The organism is Aestuariirhabdus sp. LZHN29 (assembly GCF_049985285.1).
Lineage (GTDB): Bacteria > Pseudomonadota > Gammaproteobacteria > Pseudomonadales > Aestuariirhabdaceae > Aestuariirhabdus.
In genome coordinates this window covers 148,203-168,472 of the sequence record NZ_JBNIEU010000003.1, presented here as the reverse complement: position 1 = coordinate 168,472, position 20,270 = coordinate 148,203, and the positions used below count along the sequence as shown (strand labels likewise).

18 protein-coding genes are annotated in these 20,270 nt (G+C 53.8%); 1 reads left to right on the top strand and 17 read right to left on the bottom strand.

Going from position 1 to position 20,270, the window contains the following annotated elements:
• Positions 1 to 79: 79 nt before the first annotated feature.
• The 17 genes from ACP3PW_RS13185 to ACP3PW_RS13105 all read right to left on the bottom strand — a co-directional run bounded on the left by ACP3PW_RS13185 (position 80) and on the right by ACP3PW_RS13105 (position 18,726).
• Positions 80 to 967 (bottom strand): hypothetical protein, encoded by an 888-nt coding sequence (locus tag ACP3PW_RS13185; protein ID WP_426417190.1) that lies wholly within the window; start codon positions 965 to 967, stop codon positions 80 to 82.
• A 31-nt stretch (positions 968 to 998) separates the two neighbouring features.
• Positions 999 to 1,799, bottom strand: coding sequence for a hypothetical protein (locus ACP3PW_RS13180; RefSeq protein ID WP_426417189.1), 801 nt, complete (start codon positions 1,797 to 1,799; stop codon positions 999 to 1,001).
• 66 nt (positions 1,800 to 1,865) lie between these two features.
• Positions 1,866 to 2,825, bottom strand: coding sequence for a c(7)-type cytochrome triheme domain-containing protein (locus tag ACP3PW_RS13175; protein ID WP_426417188.1), 960 nt, complete (start codon positions 2,823 to 2,825; stop codon positions 1,866 to 1,868).
• 14 nt (positions 2,826 to 2,839) lie between these two features.
• Complete coding sequence (locus ACP3PW_RS13170) at positions 2,840 to 3,265, bottom strand: c(7)-type cytochrome triheme domain-containing protein (RefSeq protein WP_426417187.1); 426 nt, start codon at positions 3,263 to 3,265, stop codon at positions 2,840 to 2,842.
• 325 nt (positions 3,266 to 3,590) lie between these two features.
• Positions 3,591 to 5,417, bottom strand: a complete 1,827-nt coding sequence (locus tag ACP3PW_RS13165; protein ID WP_426417186.1) for a hypothetical protein — start codon at positions 5,415 to 5,417, stop codon at positions 3,591 to 3,593.
• 112 nt (positions 5,418 to 5,529) lie between these two features.
• Complete coding sequence (locus ACP3PW_RS13160) at positions 5,530 to 6,564, bottom strand: peptidylprolyl isomerase (protein WP_426417185.1); 1,035 nt, start codon at positions 6,562 to 6,564, stop codon at positions 5,530 to 5,532.
• Positions 6,565 to 6,695: 131 nt separating this feature from the next.
• Positions 6,696 to 7,508, bottom strand: coding sequence for a cytochrome c3 family protein (locus tag ACP3PW_RS13155; protein ID WP_426417184.1), 813 nt, complete (start codon positions 7,506 to 7,508; stop codon positions 6,696 to 6,698).
• 452 nt (positions 7,509 to 7,960) lie between these two features.
• Entirely contained in the window at positions 7,961 to 8,518 is a 558-nt protein-coding gene (locus ACP3PW_RS13150) for a hypothetical protein (RefSeq protein WP_426417183.1), read from the bottom strand.
• A gap of 104 nt (positions 8,519 to 8,622) precedes the next feature.
• Positions 8,623 to 9,867 carry a ligand-binding sensor domain-containing protein gene (locus ACP3PW_RS13145; RefSeq protein WP_426417182.1) on the bottom strand — a complete coding sequence of 415 codons (1,245 nt, stop codon included), beginning with the start codon at positions 9,865 to 9,867 and terminating at the stop codon, positions 8,623 to 8,625.
• A 68-nt stretch (positions 9,868 to 9,935) separates the two neighbouring features.
• Positions 9,936 to 11,042 carry a ligand-binding sensor domain-containing protein gene (locus ACP3PW_RS13140; protein ID WP_426417181.1) on the bottom strand — a complete coding sequence of 369 codons (1,107 nt, stop codon included), beginning with the start codon at positions 11,040 to 11,042 and terminating at the stop codon, positions 9,936 to 9,938.
• On the bottom strand, positions 11,042 to 11,350 hold the full coding sequence (locus ACP3PW_RS13135) for a c-type cytochrome (RefSeq protein WP_426417180.1): 309 nt from the start codon (positions 11,348 to 11,350) through the stop codon (positions 11,042 to 11,044). Before ACP3PW_RS13135 ends, ACP3PW_RS13140 begins: the two co-directional genes overlap by 1 nt.
• Positions 11,351 to 11,362: 12 nt before the next feature.
• Positions 11,363 to 12,079, bottom strand: a complete 717-nt coding sequence (locus tag ACP3PW_RS13130; RefSeq protein WP_426417179.1) for a tetratricopeptide repeat protein — start codon at positions 12,077 to 12,079, stop codon at positions 11,363 to 11,365.
• A gap of 61 nt (positions 12,080 to 12,140) precedes the next feature.
• On the bottom strand, positions 12,141 to 13,496 hold the full coding sequence (locus ACP3PW_RS13125; protein WP_426417178.1) for a sigma-54-dependent transcriptional regulator: 1,356 nt from the start codon (positions 13,494 to 13,496) through the stop codon (positions 12,141 to 12,143).
• A gap of 22 nt (positions 13,497 to 13,518) precedes the next feature.
• Positions 13,519 to 15,735 carry an ATP-binding protein gene (locus ACP3PW_RS13120; protein ID WP_426417177.1) on the bottom strand — a complete coding sequence of 739 codons (2,217 nt, stop codon included), beginning with the start codon at positions 15,733 to 15,735 and terminating at the stop codon, positions 13,519 to 13,521.
• Positions 15,732 to 17,234, bottom strand: a complete 1,503-nt coding sequence (locus ACP3PW_RS13115; protein WP_426417176.1) for an ATP-binding protein — start codon at positions 17,232 to 17,234, stop codon at positions 15,732 to 15,734. Before ACP3PW_RS13115 ends, ACP3PW_RS13120 begins: the two co-directional genes overlap by 4 nt.
• Positions 17,231 to 17,773, bottom strand: a complete 543-nt coding sequence (locus tag ACP3PW_RS13110; protein WP_426417175.1) for a TlpA family protein disulfide reductase — start codon at positions 17,771 to 17,773, stop codon at positions 17,231 to 17,233. The genes ACP3PW_RS13115 and ACP3PW_RS13110 overlap by 4 nt, the downstream gene beginning before the upstream one ends.
• Complete coding sequence (locus tag ACP3PW_RS13105; RefSeq protein ID WP_426417174.1) at positions 17,770 to 18,726, bottom strand: c-type cytochrome; 957 nt, start codon at positions 18,724 to 18,726, stop codon at positions 17,770 to 17,772. Before ACP3PW_RS13105 ends, ACP3PW_RS13110 begins: the two co-directional genes overlap by 4 nt.
• Before the next feature lie 404 nt (positions 18,727 to 19,130).
• Here ACP3PW_RS13105 and ACP3PW_RS13100 point away from each other — a divergent pair, with 404 nt between their 5' ends.
• Positions 19,131 to 20,243: a 6-bladed beta-propeller gene (locus tag ACP3PW_RS13100; RefSeq protein WP_426417173.1), complete on the top strand. Its 1,113-nt coding sequence runs from the start codon at positions 19,131 to 19,133 to the stop codon at positions 20,241 to 20,243.
• Positions 20,244 to 20,270: the final 27 nt, after the last annotated feature.

The window sequence follows — 20,270 nt, the reverse complement described above, 5'->3', positions numbered from 1 at the left end:
TCAATCCTGACCCGCCCCCTGCCAGAGTGTTTTTGACAGAGGGCAACAGATTTTCGCGCTGGGTGCCTGGGAGCGACGATTATCCGGGAATATAGACCCCACCACGGCGAATCGCTTTCACCAGCTCTTTGGTGGAGAGGTCAAGCTGTTCGATCGCTTCCGCGTAATCGCCATCGGAGGCCAAGGATTCAGCCTGTTTCCGAAACCCCATTGCAATTTCCATAGCGGCATCTACGGCCTGGGCCACTCGAGGAGATTTTTCGCGCTTCTCCTTCAGCAAAACGTTGACCAGCATCTGGTGAGTATCATTGCGATCAACCTCGTAATGATACTCCTCCTCTTTGGTCGCGAAATTCAGGCTACGCACCAAAGTATCGCCGCCGCGCAGGCCTTCGATATTGGTTTTGATGGTGTTGAGAGCGCCCTCGAGCACACCTTTGCCCTGGGTAAAGAGGCCCCGATCAAATAACTGCTGGGCGCTAACGATTAGTTTGTCGACTTCATTGTGGGTCTGGACGGCGATCTCTTTAGCCCCTTTTTCGGTGGCCACGGTATCGAACGCCTTCAACAACGCCTGCACACTTTCACGCTTTTTTTCATAATCGGCTTTGGCCTTGGCGTCACGAACTTCAGCCGGCTCTGCAGACTTTACCGCCTGAAACATCACCCGCAAGGCTTCATCCAGCGCCTTCTTGGAGTCGTCACCTTGAAGCTCTTTCGCCTTTTCGTAGAGGCTCTTCGCCTGCTGGTGTAATTCGGACGCCTCAGGGTCATTGCTGGCTTCGATCTGCTGCGCCGCTGTAGAACGATAGATCAGGTTACTGGCAAAGCCCATGCGGGGATCACTACCGGCCTGCGCCACCATCAATGACTGGGCCGCCACATTAGAGCCCATGGTGACGAAAAACAGCGTCGCCATCAGGGTCAACGATTGAATCAACGATCTACATGTTGTTTGCTTGTTCATCAGTTATCTCGAATATTCAAAGGTCGAATGTTTAAGGCACCATAACGCCAGCCGTACGCAGCGCTCGCGACATCTCTTTCGCGGCCCCTTCCAGACTGTTGATGGCCTGTTCCATTTGGCCCTTGTTTGCAAAGTTCTGAGCCTGCTCTCTTTGCTGCTCTGCCAGTTTCAGGTACTCAGAAATTTTCCCGTCGCTAGAGGTGCTTTTTCCGCTAGAGCGCGTCATCTGTAACAGCGCCTGGTAACTTTTCAAACGGCGAAGCTCATACTCGTATTCATCTTTCGGCGTATCGAAATTTAGACTGTGTACCACGGTCTGCTTGTCTTTAATCTCGGAGATGAAGTTAACCAACGACGTATAGGCGCCCTGCAGGGTTTCCTGAGCCTGAACACTTTCACCCGCGGCCCGCTGCTGCTGGGCTAAATCGAGCCGATCCTGAACCTGCTGCAGATGCTGCTGCACCATCGGCGTCAGGGGCTGGTTTTCCAACGAGCCCAAAAACGCCAGGATGCTTTCACGTAGCGAGAGGTACTCGCCACTGCTTACCTGCTGGGGCTTTGCAGTGATACGTCCGGTTGCGCCGGACAGCAGCCTCAGGGTTTCATCGGCCAATTGCGCCGCAGGCTTGTAGGCGCCCAGCTCCAACTGGATCTGGGCGGCGTGCATCGTCTGCCGAGCCATCGACAACAATGATTTAGCCCCGCCATTCTCACTCTCTTCAATCGCCTGAATCTTTTCACTGCCCTGCATCATATTCTGCACCAATTGCAGCTTCTGTCGGGCAGCGGCTTCATCATTATCTGTGGCCGCAATATGAACAGCACTGACCATCAGCGCTCCCGCTAATAGCGGGAGTAACAACCAACGTAGAGTGATAGGGCCGGCAAACATTTTCAATTACTTCTTCTTCTGGGAGTGACAGCGACGGCACTCGGACACCGGGAAGGCGACCTTACCGTGGCAAACACCGCACTTTTCGCCCAACAAGATAGACGCCATGCTGATCTGGTTGGCGCCCTTCTTGGGAATAAAGATAGCGGGGTGACAGTTGGAGCAGTCTAGCCACTCTGTGTGCTGCTTGTGAGGATAAACCACATTAGGCATGGAGCCCTTTACCTCTCGGACAATATTGAGGTCCATTACGAAAGGCTTTTTATCAGGGTCCATACGATCAAAACGTGGATTGATATCGCCCTGTTCGAGCGCCTTCACCCAGTCAATATGATTACCGAAGGCGTTGGAAGGCAGCCCTTCAAAAGCCTCTTTAGGCGGCTGCAGGGCATAGCTGTCCTCGTTTTCCGGATCGTGAATGCCATCTTCGGCCGGTGGTGGGTTCCAATCGGCGCGAGATTTCATCAGACGGTTAAAACTGTTCGACTTCAGTGTTTTCTTCTTGGCAGGAGCCGTTTTCCCAGCAGCGGCTACTTTAGGATCGGCCTTAGGTGCCGCTTTTACCTCTTTTTTAGGCTTGGCCTCGGCAGCCTTGGCAACCGTTGGTTTGGTGGCCTGCTTTCCGCTCACCTTCACCTTGGCGGCTTCCAGAAAATAGGCAACCGCGTCTTCGATGTCACCTGCGCTCAGCGCCGGGTTACCACCCTTGGCCGGCATATTGCCTTTACCGTTAACCGCGTGGTCGACCAAAATGCCATAGCCCTGCTGTAAGCGTTTATTCCAATCGGCGTTATCGCCAATTTTGGGAGCACCCATCACACCCACGCTGTGACAACCGGCACAGTTGGCGTCAACGATCTTTTTACCTTTGGCGGTGTCCGCCGCTTGCACCGTACCCATCAAAGCAAAAGCCAGGGCAGGGACCATAAGCAGGGATTTACCCAGCTGAATATTAAATTTTTTCACGTCTACTACCCCTGTTACTCGGCCGCTTTTTTCTTGGGCGCAACCAACTGCTGCACGGTACTCTGGTGAACCTGGGTCGGAGTCCCCGGCTTTCCGGAGTGACACAGATTGCAGTTTTCTACGGACCATGCGATCTCGCCGTTATGGCAAGCGCCGCAGAACTGGCCATCAATGATTTTCAGCATATTGATGTCGTTGCCACCGGCCTGAAACTTAAAGCCAAGGTCTGCGTGGCATACCTTGCAGCGAAAACGAATGCGGTGAAACCAATGGGGAAAGATAGCCGGGCGCATACCCGCATCATCGGAATAGTTGTTGATTACAATATCGGCGTACTCAGCGTTGGCGGGAGCTACCCAGCCGCCCATCACTGTTGCTGTCATTAGCACCAGTAACAAACGTCGGAAAAAACCCAAGGCGTTCTTACGTGTCATCGTCATGGTCAAAATTCTCTGGGCCTATAAGGCCGGCTCCTGTTCTTTACACCGTCACAACTCCTGTGATGGCGTATACCTCGTATAGAAAAGAAAAACGCTTCCCTTCGACCCCAAACCGCGGGCGTACTCCTGCGAAAGACTCACAAAGCAATATGAGTGCCAGTTCACACTACTGACCAGGGTATCGACGACCACCCCGTCACAAAATAGAGGGGTGACAATGGGTTGCAGCCGGTTGGGTACTTTAGTCGAAGGGTTCAGATGGGGTGAGGGAGATTATCGCGGCTCCCAAAATCGGGAAACATCCCCAGAGAACGGAATCGGGGAATTAGAAATCGCCGAAGTAGCGGCGGGCGCTTACCCCAAAAGAGTAATTGGTTCCGCCACTAACACGCCGAACCTCCGTTTCAGCCTCCAGCTCCAGACGCCCAACCCGCCATAGCAATAGATTTTCCCAGAGCGCCTCGTAATCTAAATCATCTTCGAATCGGGTATTGCTATTCGAGCTGAGGGTATCACTTCGATTCAAGCGCAGCGTGGAGGTAAAACGCAGGCCCCGAATATTGAACGCCCGGTTATCGCTATAGCCGGCGGACCCTGTTGCAAAGTAGTCGGTGCGCTCCAACCCTCCATGCTCCTCCTCATCACGCACCTCAAGGGTAAGGTCTGCATACCAGTTGCGGTAACGGGTCAGGGTGCGAGTTCGATTAATCTGCGCATAGAAACTCTGCGAATACTTGAGGTCAGTATCCCCCCCTTTAAGGCCGCGATCATCCTCGAGAGTCAGCCGCAAGAAACTCGACACCCCAGGCTCAACCTGGCGAAATGTAAGGGACATCCGGTGCAAAATACTGGAACGACTGTCGGTAGAAGAGTCGTTTGTGTAATCATTCAGATACTGCTGCCACACCTGCATCTTGGTGTCGCGGGCATAGCTAAAATCAAACTCTCGACTCAGCGAGTGCCCGATCCCTCCATTCGCCTGCTGGTAGGTTTCGCTAACATCTTTATTGTTACTCACCGAGCCTCGTGCATAGTAATCATACTGATAAGTTCGCCACAAAACTGTTGCCGGCCGATAGGATAACCCCGCCCTTTCGGCGTGAGTACTGCTGGTATCTCCCTCTTGCCGCTCCCCCCCAAATACCACGCCTCCATCAGCCCGAAGCGCGGGAGTGATGTCGTAATTCAGGGTACTACCAACATCCAGGGTATCGCGATCGAAACCGCCATCGCCCGTACGCTCCTGACTGCGGGTGGAGGCCCGCCCAAACCCGGTCACCCGCAAACGCCTATAGCGGATCGGTTGCCACACCAGGTTTGAATTCAACTGCCAATTTTGATCCTCGATCTTACGATTACGGTAGGTTTCATCGGTGTCAAACAGCGAGACAAAACTATCAGCGGAGAATTCGGCATCAGGACTGAAGCGGTGCCGGCTATAGAAGCGACTGGTATCTTCGGTTTCGGGAACGTTATTGTTATCGATGCCGATATCATCGCTATTCTCCTGCCGCTCAAAATAGTATTCCGACTGCAGGCTGTGGCTGCGCCAATCGTTATTCGCCCCCAGCTCCATACGATATAGGTCCTGACTTCCACTCAGGTCGGTATCGAGGCGCTGAACGAATAAGCCGCCATTATAATCATCGGGTGAATTTAGAGGGCGGTAGCGTTGGATCAACTCCAGGCTGATCGACCGCAACTGATCGTTTTCACTATTACTGCGCTGAAGTTCAGAGCCGCCTACTTTCAAGTCAGCGCTAAAAGGGAATCGGCTACTCGGGTAGAGCGTAAAAAGACTCTGCCCCTGACCCGTGAAGCTGGTATTTGTAGAGTCATAATCTCCAGTGTACTGGCGAAAATTCAGGGTTAGATCGCCGTTCAGCACCAAACTGGAGTACCAGGGTTTCCAGATATAGCCGGTACTCTGCCCCCTTCCCCGCAACTGCAGATCGGTAGACCCCCGCTTGATGCTAGAGCTATCACCATCGTCCGGGAGATTATGAGTCTCGTCATAACTTAGCCCGATCGAGCCTCCAAGGCCGAATCTGGGCTGGGTCATAATAATCGCTGCGGCATGCACCTGAGTAGCGAGCAACAGCAGCGCCCCCAATACAAGGAGGCGTTGACAGGCGTTTATCAACATCAGCACCCTTATCAACACCATTAATCCACAAGCCCGAAGACGGACACACACCCAACCAAGACCATCCCTGACTCTCCAGCAACATCGCAAAAGACTCCCCGCGCGGAGCCCCTACAGATCATCCTTGCGAAGCGTCAATATCCGCTTCCACGGGCAACGGCAACATCCGCTGTTCCTCTATCTCAATCTTAACCCCGGCACGAAGCGTCTCGGCCAGCTGCTCCCAGGCGACCTCCAGCGCATCTCGACTGGCTAACGCCGATGCACGTTCAAACACCTTATCCAGCGGGTTCAACTCTGCCTCAAGGCGGTCGTCCAGACGTATAATCATCCACCCCTCCAGAACCCGCATCGGCTTTGCCATCTCGCCAACCGCGAGCTCCGCCAGCAGAGCCTCTACCTCCGAACCGAGCATCCCCTGATGGATGTAGCCCATCTCACCACCACTGGACGCAGAGGCGTCGGTAGAAAACTCGGAGGCCAGCTCCGCGAAGTCCGCACCATCCGATAGAGCAATATAAAGCGTTTGCGCCTGCTCCTCCGCTTCTTTCCAGGTGGCACTCGGCATTGAGGGATTCACCCCGATAACGATAACCTGAACCTTAAACTGGGGTGGCGAGGTAAATTTGTCAGGGTGGGATAGGTAGTAGTTTTCTACTTGATCCCGGGACAGCTCAATTGACCCTTCAACATCGGCCTTCAACTGCTCCAGTAACTGCTGACGCTCAGCTCGACAAAGATGAAACGCCAGCACCTGGTCACGCTGCTCTGCCCAGGAGGGGTTTTCACTATTGGCCGCATCCATCTGCTCCAACTGAGCATCCACTGACGCCAGGTCTGCCGCCATACCGCGCCGCTGCGCCTCTTTGGCGAGAAGCCGAGCATCGATCAGGGTCTGAATCACCTCCCGCTGAAACTGAGCCGCCTCACCTTCGGGCATATTGAAGTGATAGAACCGCTCCCGCGCCATAATTTGAACCGAAGCCTGAAACTCGGTATCACCGATACGCATACCGTCAACCACGGCCATGCTGGAGACCTCAGGGGATACACTGTCCGCATCCACCGACACACACTCCTGTGCGTGCAGCGAACCGGCACTCAGCGCCAACGCAGCAGCAACCCACCTACCCAACGAACGCAACATCCCCATTCGACGCACTCTCAACCTCCCACATCAGGATCACGGTTTGCACTCAAAGCCGAACTCTACTGCAATTCGGCTTTTCGGTGAAGCTAAAGACAAAAACCGGCCGAGGCCGGTTTTTGTTAACTCACAACTACTTACTTGTCATGACATGCCAGGCATACAGCACTGTCGGTATTCACTACCCGCAAGAAAGTGGTGTTATCGGTGTGCGGATCGTGGCAGCTGGCACACTCTACGAAGGGCTCGTTTTCGTTGGCAGCAGCCGCATCGCTACGAGTATAAAGCTGGATATCGGTCTTTTCACGCGTCGCGTTGTTGCCGTCGGTGCTTACCCACCAGATAGGCTGGGTGTTGATTACACGCATACGGGGCTGGAAAAAGTCCGCATCACCCAGAGTTGCAGTACAGTTAGCGCCGTCGTTGGTACACGTGCTTTGTACTACACCACCACCGCCGTACTGGATACCGATCGGATGGTCATCCCGCAGATCGGTTCCGATGTTAGCGATGCCCTGTGGACGGTCGTTACCGGTCCAGGTACCAGCCTGCCAAGTATTATCACCCGCCAAACCGGAGCCGGGTGCGTTGATGATGGAGTCCATAGCCTGACCACCATCGTGACAGGAGAGACAGGCCAAAGAGACAGAACCTACGGAGATAATGGTACCGTCCAGAGAGCTGGTTCCCAGTGAATCGTAGGTAGTGTAGGTAGTACCTGTGGGCAGGTTACGGTTCCACAGTGGAACCGGAGCGCCAGTGTCAGCACCGTGAGGTGTGTGACAGAACACGCAGATCTCTCCAGTACCAGAGTACGAGTTGTCTCCGGTACCGTTGCTACCCAGGTTGTGCTTGGTGGTTGAAATACCAGCAAAACTTGCGGCGCTGGCAACCAACAGGGCACCGCCCAGAGCGGCCAGCCCGACATTTTTTGTAATTGACTTGAACATGGCTTGTATCCTCATTCCTAATTCTTTCACGGCGTATCGATTCTGATAACTGCGCGAGATTTCTCTCGACTTCGCTAACTATAAAGCGAATGCTGTGCCAACTTTACAAACCATACTTTCAAATATTTAAATAATCAAAAGCGTGCTAATTTTCTCTTGTGTTTTCAACAAGTTAATATAGCGTCGCTCGTCAAGCCCATTGTTACAGATCCCTTCAACCCAGAACATCCCTGCCAATATTGGGCACGTTAACCACCCAATATGACAAAATGAGACGTCAATTTCTGGTTTTCGAGAATATGGATTCCTGTTTCGGGAGACCCGGTTCCAGCGATTGGGAAAATAGTCGCTCCATCTACTGCCTTCAGTCAGCGAGCCCAAAGGGCAAACGCCCCACGGCAGCATTCAGCCCGCAAGCAGGACTATTAGCAGGGAGATTGATACGACAGGTATCAGACCCGTAGCGGGTCAATCTGCTGGCGCAGATCTGCCGCGAGTGGCTTGATATCAGCAGGCGCGCCCTCGGAAACCTCGAGCTGCCCGTTGAGCCTGTTGATATCCCGGGCTACCCCCTCCCGGTAGCGCTGGAGAACCTCTATAGTGGCCATCAGGGCATCACTCTCCGCTTGCAATGCGTCTCCCTGACGAATGCTGAGTACCGGCTCGCCGCTATGGCGGTACTGGATCTCCAGGTTACGGGCAAACCGATACAGGGGGCCTGCAATGCGGAAGCTGGCGTAAAGGCTAATAACCCAGGTGGTCGCAGCGGCTCCCACAATTAGTAACAGCGCGGTGAGGGACATTAACCAGGGCAGGTGTCGCTGGGTTTCCATCAGCTCCACACCAAGCTCTTCATAACCCCGGGGCAGACTGTAGAGCACCCAACCCAGCAGCAAGGCGATCCCCATCACCGCAAACAGCCCCGTCAACAGGCTGATTTTCCCGACCTGTTTGAGGGGAGAGAGAATATGGGACTCTCCTGATGCATGACGATCTGATTGCTGGGGCATGAATGCACCTTCTATCGATTAGCGGGTTGCTACTGCGGTCGGGCCACCTCTACAGTAATAGCACGATTTATTAGCGGACGCCGCCTGACGACACTATTCAGGGGTTACTCCAACCCCTTAATTCTGGAGATTCCACCAAAGCTGCCCACCCAGTAGACTCCATCCGCCTCTTCACTCATGGAGAATACGGCATCGGAGTACAATCCATCCGCGCGCGTGAACACTTTGAAGCTGCCATCGGCCTCTTTGCGGGCAAGGCCTTTGCTGGTACCCACCCACAGGCGCTTTCGGCTATCTATATAGAGAGCAAAGATATGATTATTGGGAAGGCCATCATCCATGGTGAGCGTTGTCCAGTTTTCTCCATCAAACCGGCTTAAGCCCGCACCCCAGGTACCCGCCCAAACGACCCCTTCGCTATCGACCACAAGGGAGATAATATAATTGGGGTTATAGGCCGTACTAACCCCCTGCAAGCCCATCTCGATCTTCTGCCGGGCATGGTGCTCGGAAAACTGCGCCGGATCCCGCTTAAAGGGGTTTTGCGCCTCCACCTGTTCGTAAGGCGCGCCTAGCCCGGTCTGGTGATTCCAGTTTTTCCATTTACCGTTGCGGTATAGTGCCAGACCACCCTCAGTGGCCATCCACAGATCCCCGTTAAGCCCCTCCGCCAACCCATAAACCCAGTCGTTGGGGACACCACCGTCGGTGTTTTTGACGGTAAACACCTCCCATGCAGCGGGATCATCAATATTGCCGCCTTTTATTCGGTTGGCACCGGTCCAGGTTGCAATCCAGATATCGCCATTGCTCATCTGCAAAGTGCCGTAGACAAAGGCGTCCCCCAACCCCTCCGGCACGTTATAGATTTTCCAGCGCCCTTCTGCTTCATCCTCGAGGATGGCGAGCCCCCCTCCATAGGTGCCTACGGCAATTTTGCCGTTCACCCTGGCGATATTAAACACGCCGTTGGCCAGCAGACCATTTTGGGTATTGTAATGCTGGTAGTCATCTTTTTTCAGGTCGTACCGCAGCGCACCGCCTGAGGAGCCGACCCAAACCGAGTCACCCACCGGGAGGATCGATTTCACATTCCGGTTCCCCATCTCAAACTGGGTAAACTTACCCTGGGGAATCGTCGGGTGATCCACCGGTGTCGTCGTCGCCGGAGTCTGGATAGCATCAATGGACCTATGCCCCGGGGGCAGGGCCGCCCCCTGGGGAAGATTTGCTGCACTCATACCTGTAGATGGCACCGGCACCGTAGCAGTGCGGTTATTATTAACCAGCACCATCGCCACCAATCCGGCCATGCCAAGCGCTACCCCTGCCTTTATTTTCCAACTCACCTCATCAACTCCTACTTCTAGCCCGTGAGCGGCCTTGGCTGTTCACGGAGATACCGCTCAAAAGCGACCTATTGCGCCTCAGCCGGCTTACGACCTATACGAACCACCGAACCGCGAGTTCCCGCCCAAATATCACCGTTGGGAGATTCCGCCAATGCGTATACGTTGATATTGCTTAAACCTTGGTGGCGACCAAAATTCTGCCAGTTCTCACCATCAAAGCGAGAGATCCCATAATTGGTACCAAACCAGAAAGCTCCATCACTGGCCTGTATCAAGCTGTAGACAATATTGCCCATCAAGCCATCATCCGTCGTGTAGTTCTTCCAGCGGCCATCAATAAACTGGCTAACCCCTCCCCCCCAGGTACCCACCCAGACACTCTGGTCATCGGCTACCTGCAGAGTAAACACGTAGTTAGGATTGTAGGTCTCTTTTCCCGCAGCCAGCACCCCCAGGTCATGCCGCTCACGGGTGCCCAGGCCAGTATTGGTGCTAAAAGGCAACGCATCTTCGTTTTCTGCACCCAAGCCATCCTGATGGGTCCAGGACACCCACTCGCCGGAGACCTGATCATAGCGTGAAACGCCCCCCTCGGTACCAAACCAGAGACGACCCTGAGCATCAACATCGAGACCATAGACCCACTCGTTGATTAGCTCCTTGACGTAGGTTTGCATCTTTAGGGTGGTACGATCAAGACGATTGACTCCCGCCCAAGTGCCGACCCAAAGCGCCCCATCGGGATGATTCGCGAAGGAGTAAACCCAGTAGTCGGCCAACCCATGCATGGGAAAGAAGGTGCGCCAGGGTTCACCCTCTTTATAGCGGCTCATCCCTCCGGCATTGGTGCCAAACCATTTATAACCGTCATCGTCGATACCGATAGCAAACACATACTCATTAGCCAAGCCATCAGCACGGGTGAAGCTATTAGTCATACTGAAATCATCCAGCGATATCTGGTTAACGCCAACGGAGGTTCCCACCCAGAGACTGTTGGCGGCATTTTCCACGGCCAAAGAGCGAACAAATACATTCTCCCCCACACCAAAGTTATCCAGTATCTGAAAGGGTGCATCCGATACAGCCTTCGCATCATTGTCGATCTTTGATTCCGGGTCAGAGCAACCCACCAGTCCGGCAAGTAGCAACAACAAAAACGTTTTGCGCATCAATACAGTGTCCTTAAATATGCAACCACATCCAGAATCTCTTCGGACTCAAGGATCCCGAAGAATGACGGGCACCCCCCCTTCCCGCGGTCTATGTGATCGTGCAATCTTTTGTTGCTTACCCTCAGACCATCTCCCAAGCTAAAGTCCACACCACCCGCCATCACCCCACTGCCATCGGAACCATGGCAACGTTCACACTCCTGCGCGTACAAACGCTGCCCTTTAAAGACATCGGCAGCCTGAACCGGCATTGCCAAAACTAGCATGATCGAAGCTGCTCGTAACACGATCAATCTAACTTTCATAGTACCACTCCTCTACTGCTGTTTAGGTTTCGGGCTCCACTGCTCGGCCATCCCCGGATCAACAACCTGCTCCAGCAGTCCTTCGGTATACACCCGATATAGATATTGGATCGAAGGCCGGTCACCTGCTGCCGCCGCCTGCTTATAATTGTCCAGCGCCCTGGACACATCCACATCCAAACCCAGCGCCCCATTCTCGTATGCCTGCGCAAGCAGCCGACGATGGGTTGCGCTTCCCGCGTCGGACGCCGCCGTCAACCAACGTAGCGCCTGAGCCTCATTGAGCTCGTACCCCAAAGAGCCATGTTTATACGCCTCATATATCGCATTGTAAGCGTAGAAATTACCCGCACGGGCAGCCTGTTCGATGAGGGTACGAGCTTTCTCCATATCCACTTCAACCCCTTCACCAGAAAAATACTGTAACCCCAGCCGCATCATCGCCTCACTGTTACCCTGATCGGCAGATTTCTGGTACATCGCAAAAGATTGCTCAAAAAAACCCGACTTATGCATCATGTAACCATAGCTATTTTGGGCACCTGGGTGCCCCATTTTGGCGGCTTTTTCCAGCAGACCCATCGCTTCAATAAAGCGCCCTTCGCGTTCTACCTTTTGAGCTTGTTGAAACAGGGCTTCGAGCTCATCCGCGCTCAGTGCTTCCTCGGCCAGAACAGGCGTCACCAGCATCGAAAACAACAACACCATCATTAATCGAAAACCATTCATCAACTATTCAACCTCTTAACTTCACATAAAGACGACCGGTACCCACATCTACAAGAGAGTGTCACTGCTCCTCAGCCCCTTCCAACTTACGGTAAAGACTGGATAGCCCCAAGCCCAATTTGTTGGCCGCGGCCCGACGATCGCCACCGGCTTCATCAATCGCCTGCTTGATCACCCTGATCTCAAACTGTCGCACCTGGTCGCGCAGCAGCATCTCTCCGTTGATAGGTGCCGCGCCACCACTCTTGATCACCTGGGTCGGCAGGTCGGTGACCCGAATCAGGTTGTCCTCGGAAAGGATAAGAGAGCGGGCGATAATGTTTTCCAGCTCTCGCACATTACCCTGGTAACCGTAGCTTTTGAGTAGTTCCAGCGCTTCGGGTTCAATTTCAATCTGCTCCCCAAGTCCCAGTTTTTTAGATTCACGTTTAATAAAAAATTCGGTCAATAGGGGAATATCGGCCAGTCGCTCGCGCAGTGGCGGGATCTCGATATTAAAAATATTGAGACGGAAGTAGAGATCTTCACGGAAGGTCCCCTCAGCTACCATGGTTTCAAGGTCTCGGTTGGTGGCGGCAATGATGCGCACATCGACCTTTTTCGCCTGCTCGCTGCCCACGGCCCGTACACTGCCATCCTCGATCACATGCAGCAATTTAACCTGTAGATTTAACGGTAGCTCACCGATCTCGTCGAGAAAGATGGTACCCTGGTCCGCTTCGACAAAAAGCCCCTTCTTGACCTTATGGGCGCCGGTAAACGCCCCTTTTGCGTGACCGAAGAACTCACTCTCCAGCAGGTTTTCAGGGATAGCCCCGCAGTTCACAGGGATAAAGGGGGCATTGGCGCGCAAGCTGTTTTCGTGAATACTACGCGCCGTAACACCTTTACCTGTTCCACTTTCACCGGTGATGATCACCGTACTGTCTGTCACCGCCACTTTCTTGACCAAACGGTCTGTGCGCGCCATCGCATCGGATACCATGCGGCACTGGTTTTCGTTGGTCGCCATCACCAGGTTACGCAGCACCTTGTTTTCGCTGCGCAACTCCAGAATATCTGATATCTGCGAAAGCCGGTTGATGACATCGTCGTTGCGTACCGGCTTGACCATATAATCGTAAGCGCCCGCACGCATCGCCTCGATTGCCGTGTTAACCGAGGCAAACGCCGTCATCATCAAGAAGCAGGTCTCAATTCCTTTTTCCCTCGCGCGGGTGATCACTTCAATTCCGGTAATATCCGGCATGCGGATATCGGACACGGCGACATCAAACTCGCCAGAGGTGAGTTTTTCCAACGCTTCGGTGCCACTGCCAGCCGTATCGACAACGTGTCCGGATTTTTCGATCGCCTTGGCCAAAATATGGCGCAACGCCAACTCGTCATCGATCACCAGCACATTCAGTGTTTTCATTTAATCGGCTCCTTGGCCAGATTCAATCGAGCGATGCCAATGGCAGATACACTCGCACCTGGGTACCCTCTCCCAGGCTGGACTCTACTTCCAGACTGCCACCATGATCATTGATAATACCCTCACACAAAGGCATTCCCAAGCCGGTGCCCTGACCATCTGCTTTGGTTGTGTAAAAAGGCTCAAAAATCTGTTGCAGCGTATCAGCTGACATACCACTGCCATTATCAATAATTTCAAACAGCGCCATATCACCAACACTACAACTCTTGATACACACTTGGGATTTACGTTCAGGTGCGCCCCCGCAGGCATCGGCAGCATTCACCAGCAGGTTCATAATCACCTGAACCAACTGGTCCGCGATGGCATTGACCGGCGGCAAGGATGGGTCAAGTTGCTCCTGCAGCTCGATATCGCGCCACCGTTTATCAAACCGGATCAAGCGTGTAGTGGTCTGCACAATACCATTAAGATCCGATAACTCGAAACTGTAACTGGCAGGCCTGAGGAAACTCGACACCTCGCGGCTGATCCCCTTGACGCGATCGACATGATCGATAATCAACTGGATACGGGCGCGACCATCTTCGTCCAGCAGCGGATTCTCCTTCTCATCATCGGAAATCAGCTCCAGCAACAAACCCTGAATCGCCGCCATGGGGTTGGCCACCTCATGCAAAATCCCTCCGACCAGCAACCCAACCTCGGCCATTTTTTCACGATGGCAATACTTAAGGTGGAGACTTTCGACCTCTTTTTCCGCCTTCTTACGCTCGGTAATATCGCGAAAAACCAGCAGGAAAAACTCCTGATCGCCCTGGGAAAAGGGTCGAACACTAACCTCCATCGAAATCTCGTCGGAGTAGCGGTTACGGCAGATTAACTCTCTGCCGTCGGGATGCCGCTCCAGCAATCGCTCCATCCATTGCAGCGCGCTATCCGCTTCCTGTTCGACCACCCTGCCGAGCAGCTTGGTGGCGGGATGCCCCACCAACTCATCAGGTGCGTAGCAGAACATCTCCTCGAGTGAGTCATTACTCACCTGCATGTTCCCATGGGTATCGACTGCGACCACTCCGTCGCCCATTGAATCCATCATGGTTTGGAGGAAGATGCGCTGCGCCTCCATCTCCGCCATCATCAGGCTGCGCTGCAACCGGGAACGCTTAATCTGGTAAAGCATCGGTAACAAAATCAGCAGTACCAAAGGTACGATGATCGCCATCTTAAGAATGTACTGCTCAACTCCAAACTGAAGCTGCTGGTCGGGCACAAAAGAGAGCAGCTTCCATTCGATTCGGGAGCTGTACTCATTGTCACTCGCCAAATCTTCCGGGTAATCGGGAAGATAGCTATCCACCTGTTGCAAGGGTCGATAGGTAATAAAATTTAACAGCCCCTGGGTCACCGGAATGCTTCCAGACTCGGATAGCTCAATTTGCTCCCAGAGCTGTGGAAATAGTGTGGCCAGATTGTAGCCGCCGTCCGCAGCGCGGGGGTAACCACTGGGCAGGCTGTTATAGGTCACCCCGGAGCTGTTGACCAGATAGAGATAGCCACCCTGGGGGGAGCGCTTAAGATTGGAGCTCACATCGTTGCGAGCAGACGTGAGCAGCTCATCGGCGAGATAGTTGATCACCAGGATACCCGTGCGAGCACCATCTGGAGCCGTCAGGGGAGTCGAGAGGCGCAACACCGGCCTGCCGGAAGCAGAGTTAGTGGTGGCCTCCTGCTGTACCGAAAGCGGAGAAATAAACACCTCACCCTGCCCCAAAACCAGGGCGCTGCTAAAGTAATCACGGCGAGACTGGTTTTGTAACTGATCGTCGGCCACGGACTGGGGGAAACCGTTCAGGCAGTCAACGCGGATACGCTCCTGCCCTTTGTTGTCCAAAATACGCAACTGGTCAAATTGGCGGCGAATCCTGCACAGGGTCTCCATTTCGAACGACATCATGGTTCGATAGCGGGGATCGAGCCAGTCCCGAAACCCATAGAGCGACTGATGCTCCTGCAGACCCGCCATGTCCTGGGTAATCGCTGTGATGGTACGCACAATAGAGTGGCGCTGCACCGCAAGTGAGGTTAACTCCACCTGACTAAAATGTTCACGCCGCATCTGCACATCGAAATGAAAGAAGGTCACCGCAAACAGCATGAGCAGCACCAGCGACACCAGCAAGGACCCCGTCATGCTGCGCAACACATCAACGAAAGAGACGTCTGTCACCTTCATGCCGCGGGTTCCTCGACGGTCGATTCGTCCTCTTCACGTTGCAGCGGCAGGGTAATCAGGATACGACTCCCCTGCCCGGCTCCGGTCTCAATATTGATCTCTCCGTGATGCGAGCCCACCAGGGCTTTGCACAGGGGCAGGCCAAGACCTCGCCCCTCGCCCTTGGTGCTGTAGCCGGTATCGAACACGTTTCCTACCTGATCGAGTGAAATACCGCAGCCGTTGTCTTCCACCTCAAGGCACGCCCACTGCCCATCACGCTGATAGGTGCGGATATCGACTCGAGAATCGGGTATTCCCTCCAGAGCATCAAACGCATTGGTCAGCAAGTTAATGACCACTTGCTCCAGCTGCTCACTGCGTCCCGGCATAGGGGGAATAGTGGTATCAAGCTCATACTGCACATCGATACCCTGCCACCGCTCGTCATAACGCAACAGACCCGCACTGTGTTGAACGACCTCGTTGAGATCGACCATATGGTAGCTGCTGTGCATCGGCTGGCCGATACGCGTCAAATCTTCCACCAGCCGCACCATTCGCCCGGCATACTGGTTGATCTGGTCGAGATACAGTCGTCGCTCCTCTTCACTGTCCTCCTCAACCAGCGCCTGGGCCAAGCCTGATACCGCAGCCACCGGGTTCCCCAGCTCGTGCACCAACCCCGCGACCAACTGCTGCATATCGCCGCGTTTTTCGCGGTTAAATCGATTCCGGCGCTCCAGCTCCAACTCCTGTTCACGCTGCTGCAACTGGCTCGCCATCTGGTTGACGCCTCGAATCAAGGCGCCCAACTCATCCCGGCGTTTGATCTCCAGCGCCGCCCCCCGATAACCTCGTGTGATCTGTTGCACCCTGCGCTTCAACTGGCCAATATCCCGTGCCATGCGACCAAAAAAGAGTGAAATAACCAACCCGGCCCCGAGCAACCCCAGCAGGCCCAGCCCTAGCGCCTCCCAGGCGACCTGATTACTGTGCTGCTGGAACTCTCGCACCACCTCCACCCGCATCTGCCGGTTAGCTTGCAGCAAGGCCTCCAGCTCCTGCTTGTTGGATGACAGGCGCTCCTTCAAAACCATCAAGCGTTCGGCGTCGGGCGACACCACGGCATCGGCCAGTAACTGCACGACGCCCTTAAAGCTCTCTGCCCGGTCGGGAAAGAACATCTCCAGTTGCTGATATTTCTCTCTTAGCGCAATAAAGTGCTGATGGACATTGTTGAGCACCTCCTGACGGCCAGGGTTACCCACCATAAGAAAGAGGTCTGTATAGGCTTCAAAAACCACCAAATCGGCCTCGATCAGGATGGTTTCGGTCTGCTGGAGCTCGGAGTAGTGGGCAAACTGGTTAAACAGGACCTCTTTTTGCTGCAGCACGTACTGGGCAACGATTCCGACAAAAACCATCAGAAAGCAGACAAAAAGCCAGCCTTTGCCCTTGAGGGTTCTTAGCGAACCGGGAAGTCCCAGATACACCGGGCTATCAGTTTCTTGGGTCATTGCCACGTCCCGTCGTAGAGTTCATTGATGTAGTCTACCATCTCATCCGAGTCCCATTCCCTGTCGCCCACCATCAGGTCCAGCCATACGCCCTCTGCGCTGACCATCAACGTACTGGGATACAGGGTAACCCCCAAACGCTCAGCCAAACGACCATCGGGATCCCAGTAGGGGGCAAAATCGAGGCCGTAACGACGATTAAACTCCTGAATCAGGTTCGTATCCTGATCGACCGAGATGCCGATAACCTGCACCCGATCCCCCATCTTGTCTTTGAGGCGTTGCAGCGCAGGCATCTCCTCCCTGCAGGGTTCACACCAAGTCGCCCAAATATTAATAATCAGCGGCTTCCCGTAAAGCTCGTCAACCATCAATGTGGATCCATCGAGGCGATTCAATTCCAGCATCGGCAAGGGTGCGTTGTAGCCCTCGAACATGCGCTGGGAATGCCAGTAGGAGAGCAATACAACCCCCACCACTGCCCCAAAAAATATCGCCATCACCCGGCGAGCCTGCTCTGCAGGCAGCCGTTTTCTCATTTTGTCCCTCCCGCGGCTAACGGGTGGAACGCCCGGCCTATATAGTGAACAAGGGCCTCAATCTGCTCCGGCGTGAGCACCGAACGCCAGGCCGGCATGGAGGTGTTGGGGACCCCCTCTGCAATAACTTGCGCTAACCGGTCGACATCCATTGTCTGCATAAACTGCGAATCCGTCAGGTCACGGGGCGCCGACTCCAAAAACGCCCCAATCCAGTTTTTGCCACTGCCGTCGGCAGCATGACAGAACGCGCAGTTATCCTGAAACAGTTGCTCCCCTAACGCCTCCTGCGGAGTTGGATTGTCAAGGGGGGCGTACTGATCATGTTGCGCATAAACACTGGCCGACGTCATTGCATCAGGCTTAGCCGGCTGGGTGAACGAAAAGTTGTTACGGGGGTAGGAGATGCTCCTTGGCCTCCAGATTTCGCCCTCATCGCGCACAACGGCTCGATCATGGCAGCTGATACAGCTAGTCATAAACAACTGATACCCGGCTAACTGCTGATTGTTCATCTTCTGCTGCGACATATCCAGAGGCAGCTCGCCGCGGGCAAAGGGAAACGCTAAGGCATAACGGTTATGATCCGGCCATCCATTGGCTTCGGTATGATAACGGGTATTCTCACGCTTAAACTCAATAAACTCACTGCGAATAAAATCGACTACCCACTCAACTTCATCACTATCGAGGTATTGGGTAAAGCCCACCATACCCGTTCCGGGCACGCCGCGGGTCACGACCTCAATCATTCGCTCGCGACTCATATCCCCTGGCGATAGCGCTGTAAAATCCCTTGGGGGTGGATTCATGTAGGTTGCCGCAAGGGTGTTGGCATCTCCCGAGTAACCGTGGCAGTAATAGCAGCGGTAGTTATACAGCTCTCGTCCTTGCTCATGAAAATCAAGCGAATTCGGGACGCTTGAACCTTGCACTATCGAAGTGCCTAACATGAAGATACATACGCCACTCAACACGAGCGCTATTACTCTTCGAACCGAAGCTACAACGCCTATAGCGTAATCCAAACTACAGATACCTCTCACTGCAAAACACTCCTTACCGAGGCTCCGGAGGATACACCCAAGTTGTGACCCCAGTCATGAGCAAACTCCAACTATCTTTGTTAGCATACGGTTCAAATTAAACCTTCTCTCGTTTGGGCTGCGGCGACTCGGCAACAGAGGCTGAAAACAGCCCCCACAATGACCGGCACAGCCGGTACAATTATTGCAAATTTTCACTCCTATATGGAACCGGCCTAATCGCCAGTCCTCGCCATGGAATTGGCCTGTTAGTATCCTGAAACAAGTTACAATATGTGCCAAACGCGAAAGATTAAAAGGATTCCTACTTTATGCATCACCAGACCACAGCGAACCCACTCCTTTTTCTTATTTTAAGTGCTCTGTTGGCGGGCTGTAGTATCGGCCCTACGCAACAACAGGTTGAGTTCGAAAAGCCGGTTTACCCGAAGGCCCCCGATGAACCGCGTTTTTATTGGCAAGAGATGCTAACGAACAACACTAACGTAGAACAGGAAGACGAAGACAAAGCTATGGAGCGCTGGTTGACCGGTAAGCGACGCTCAGGCTCCGGTTTAGGTAAACCCTTTGATGTCAGCGTCCACAAGGGGCAAGTTTACGTTTCCGACACCGTTCTCAGAGAGGTTCTGGTGTTCGACCGCCCCGGATACAGCTACCGAAAAATTGGCAGCCAAGGCAAAGGGAAGCTACGCAAGCCCTTTGGTATTGATCTGGACGATGCGGGCAATCTCTACGTAATTGATGGCGCCAACAAACAAGCCTTTATGTATGACCCTGACGGGGCCTTTATCAAGACCATCGGCACAGAGGATATGTTTGACCGCCCTACCGGCATCGCCGTTACCGATGATGGCAGCCGCCTCTTTATCGTCGATACCGCCGGCGTATCATCAACTAACCACCGAGTCAGAGTTTTCGACGTCGCCAGTGGCGACCACCTGTTCGATATAGGCTCTCGAGGGCAAAAGGATGGCGAATTCAACTTACCTAAAAATGCTGAAATAGGCTCTGACGGGCTGCTGTACGTCAATGATAGCGCCAACTTCCGGGTCCAGATCTTTAACCCGGATGACGGAAGCTTTATCCGTAGCGTAGGCTCTATTGGCCGCCAGACAGGTAATTTTGCCCGCCCCAAAGGAATTGCCGTTGGTAAAGATGGCAATCTCTACGTTGCGGACTCCGCGTTCGGTAATTTCCAAATATTCAACCCTGAAGGACAGCTACTCCTATTCGTCGGAGGACGTGGAGGCTCGGGAGGTCCGGGACAGTTCATGCTTCCCGCAGGCCTTGATGTTGACGAAGATGGCAGGGTGTACATGGTCGATCAGTTTTTTAGCAAAATCGCAGTATTCCGCCCCGCTGCCGTGGGGGAAGATGATGGCTATTTCAAGGTTCTTAGGGAAAGCATCAAACGCGAAGAGTGATCTGCTTTGGCGCCATGACCAGCGATA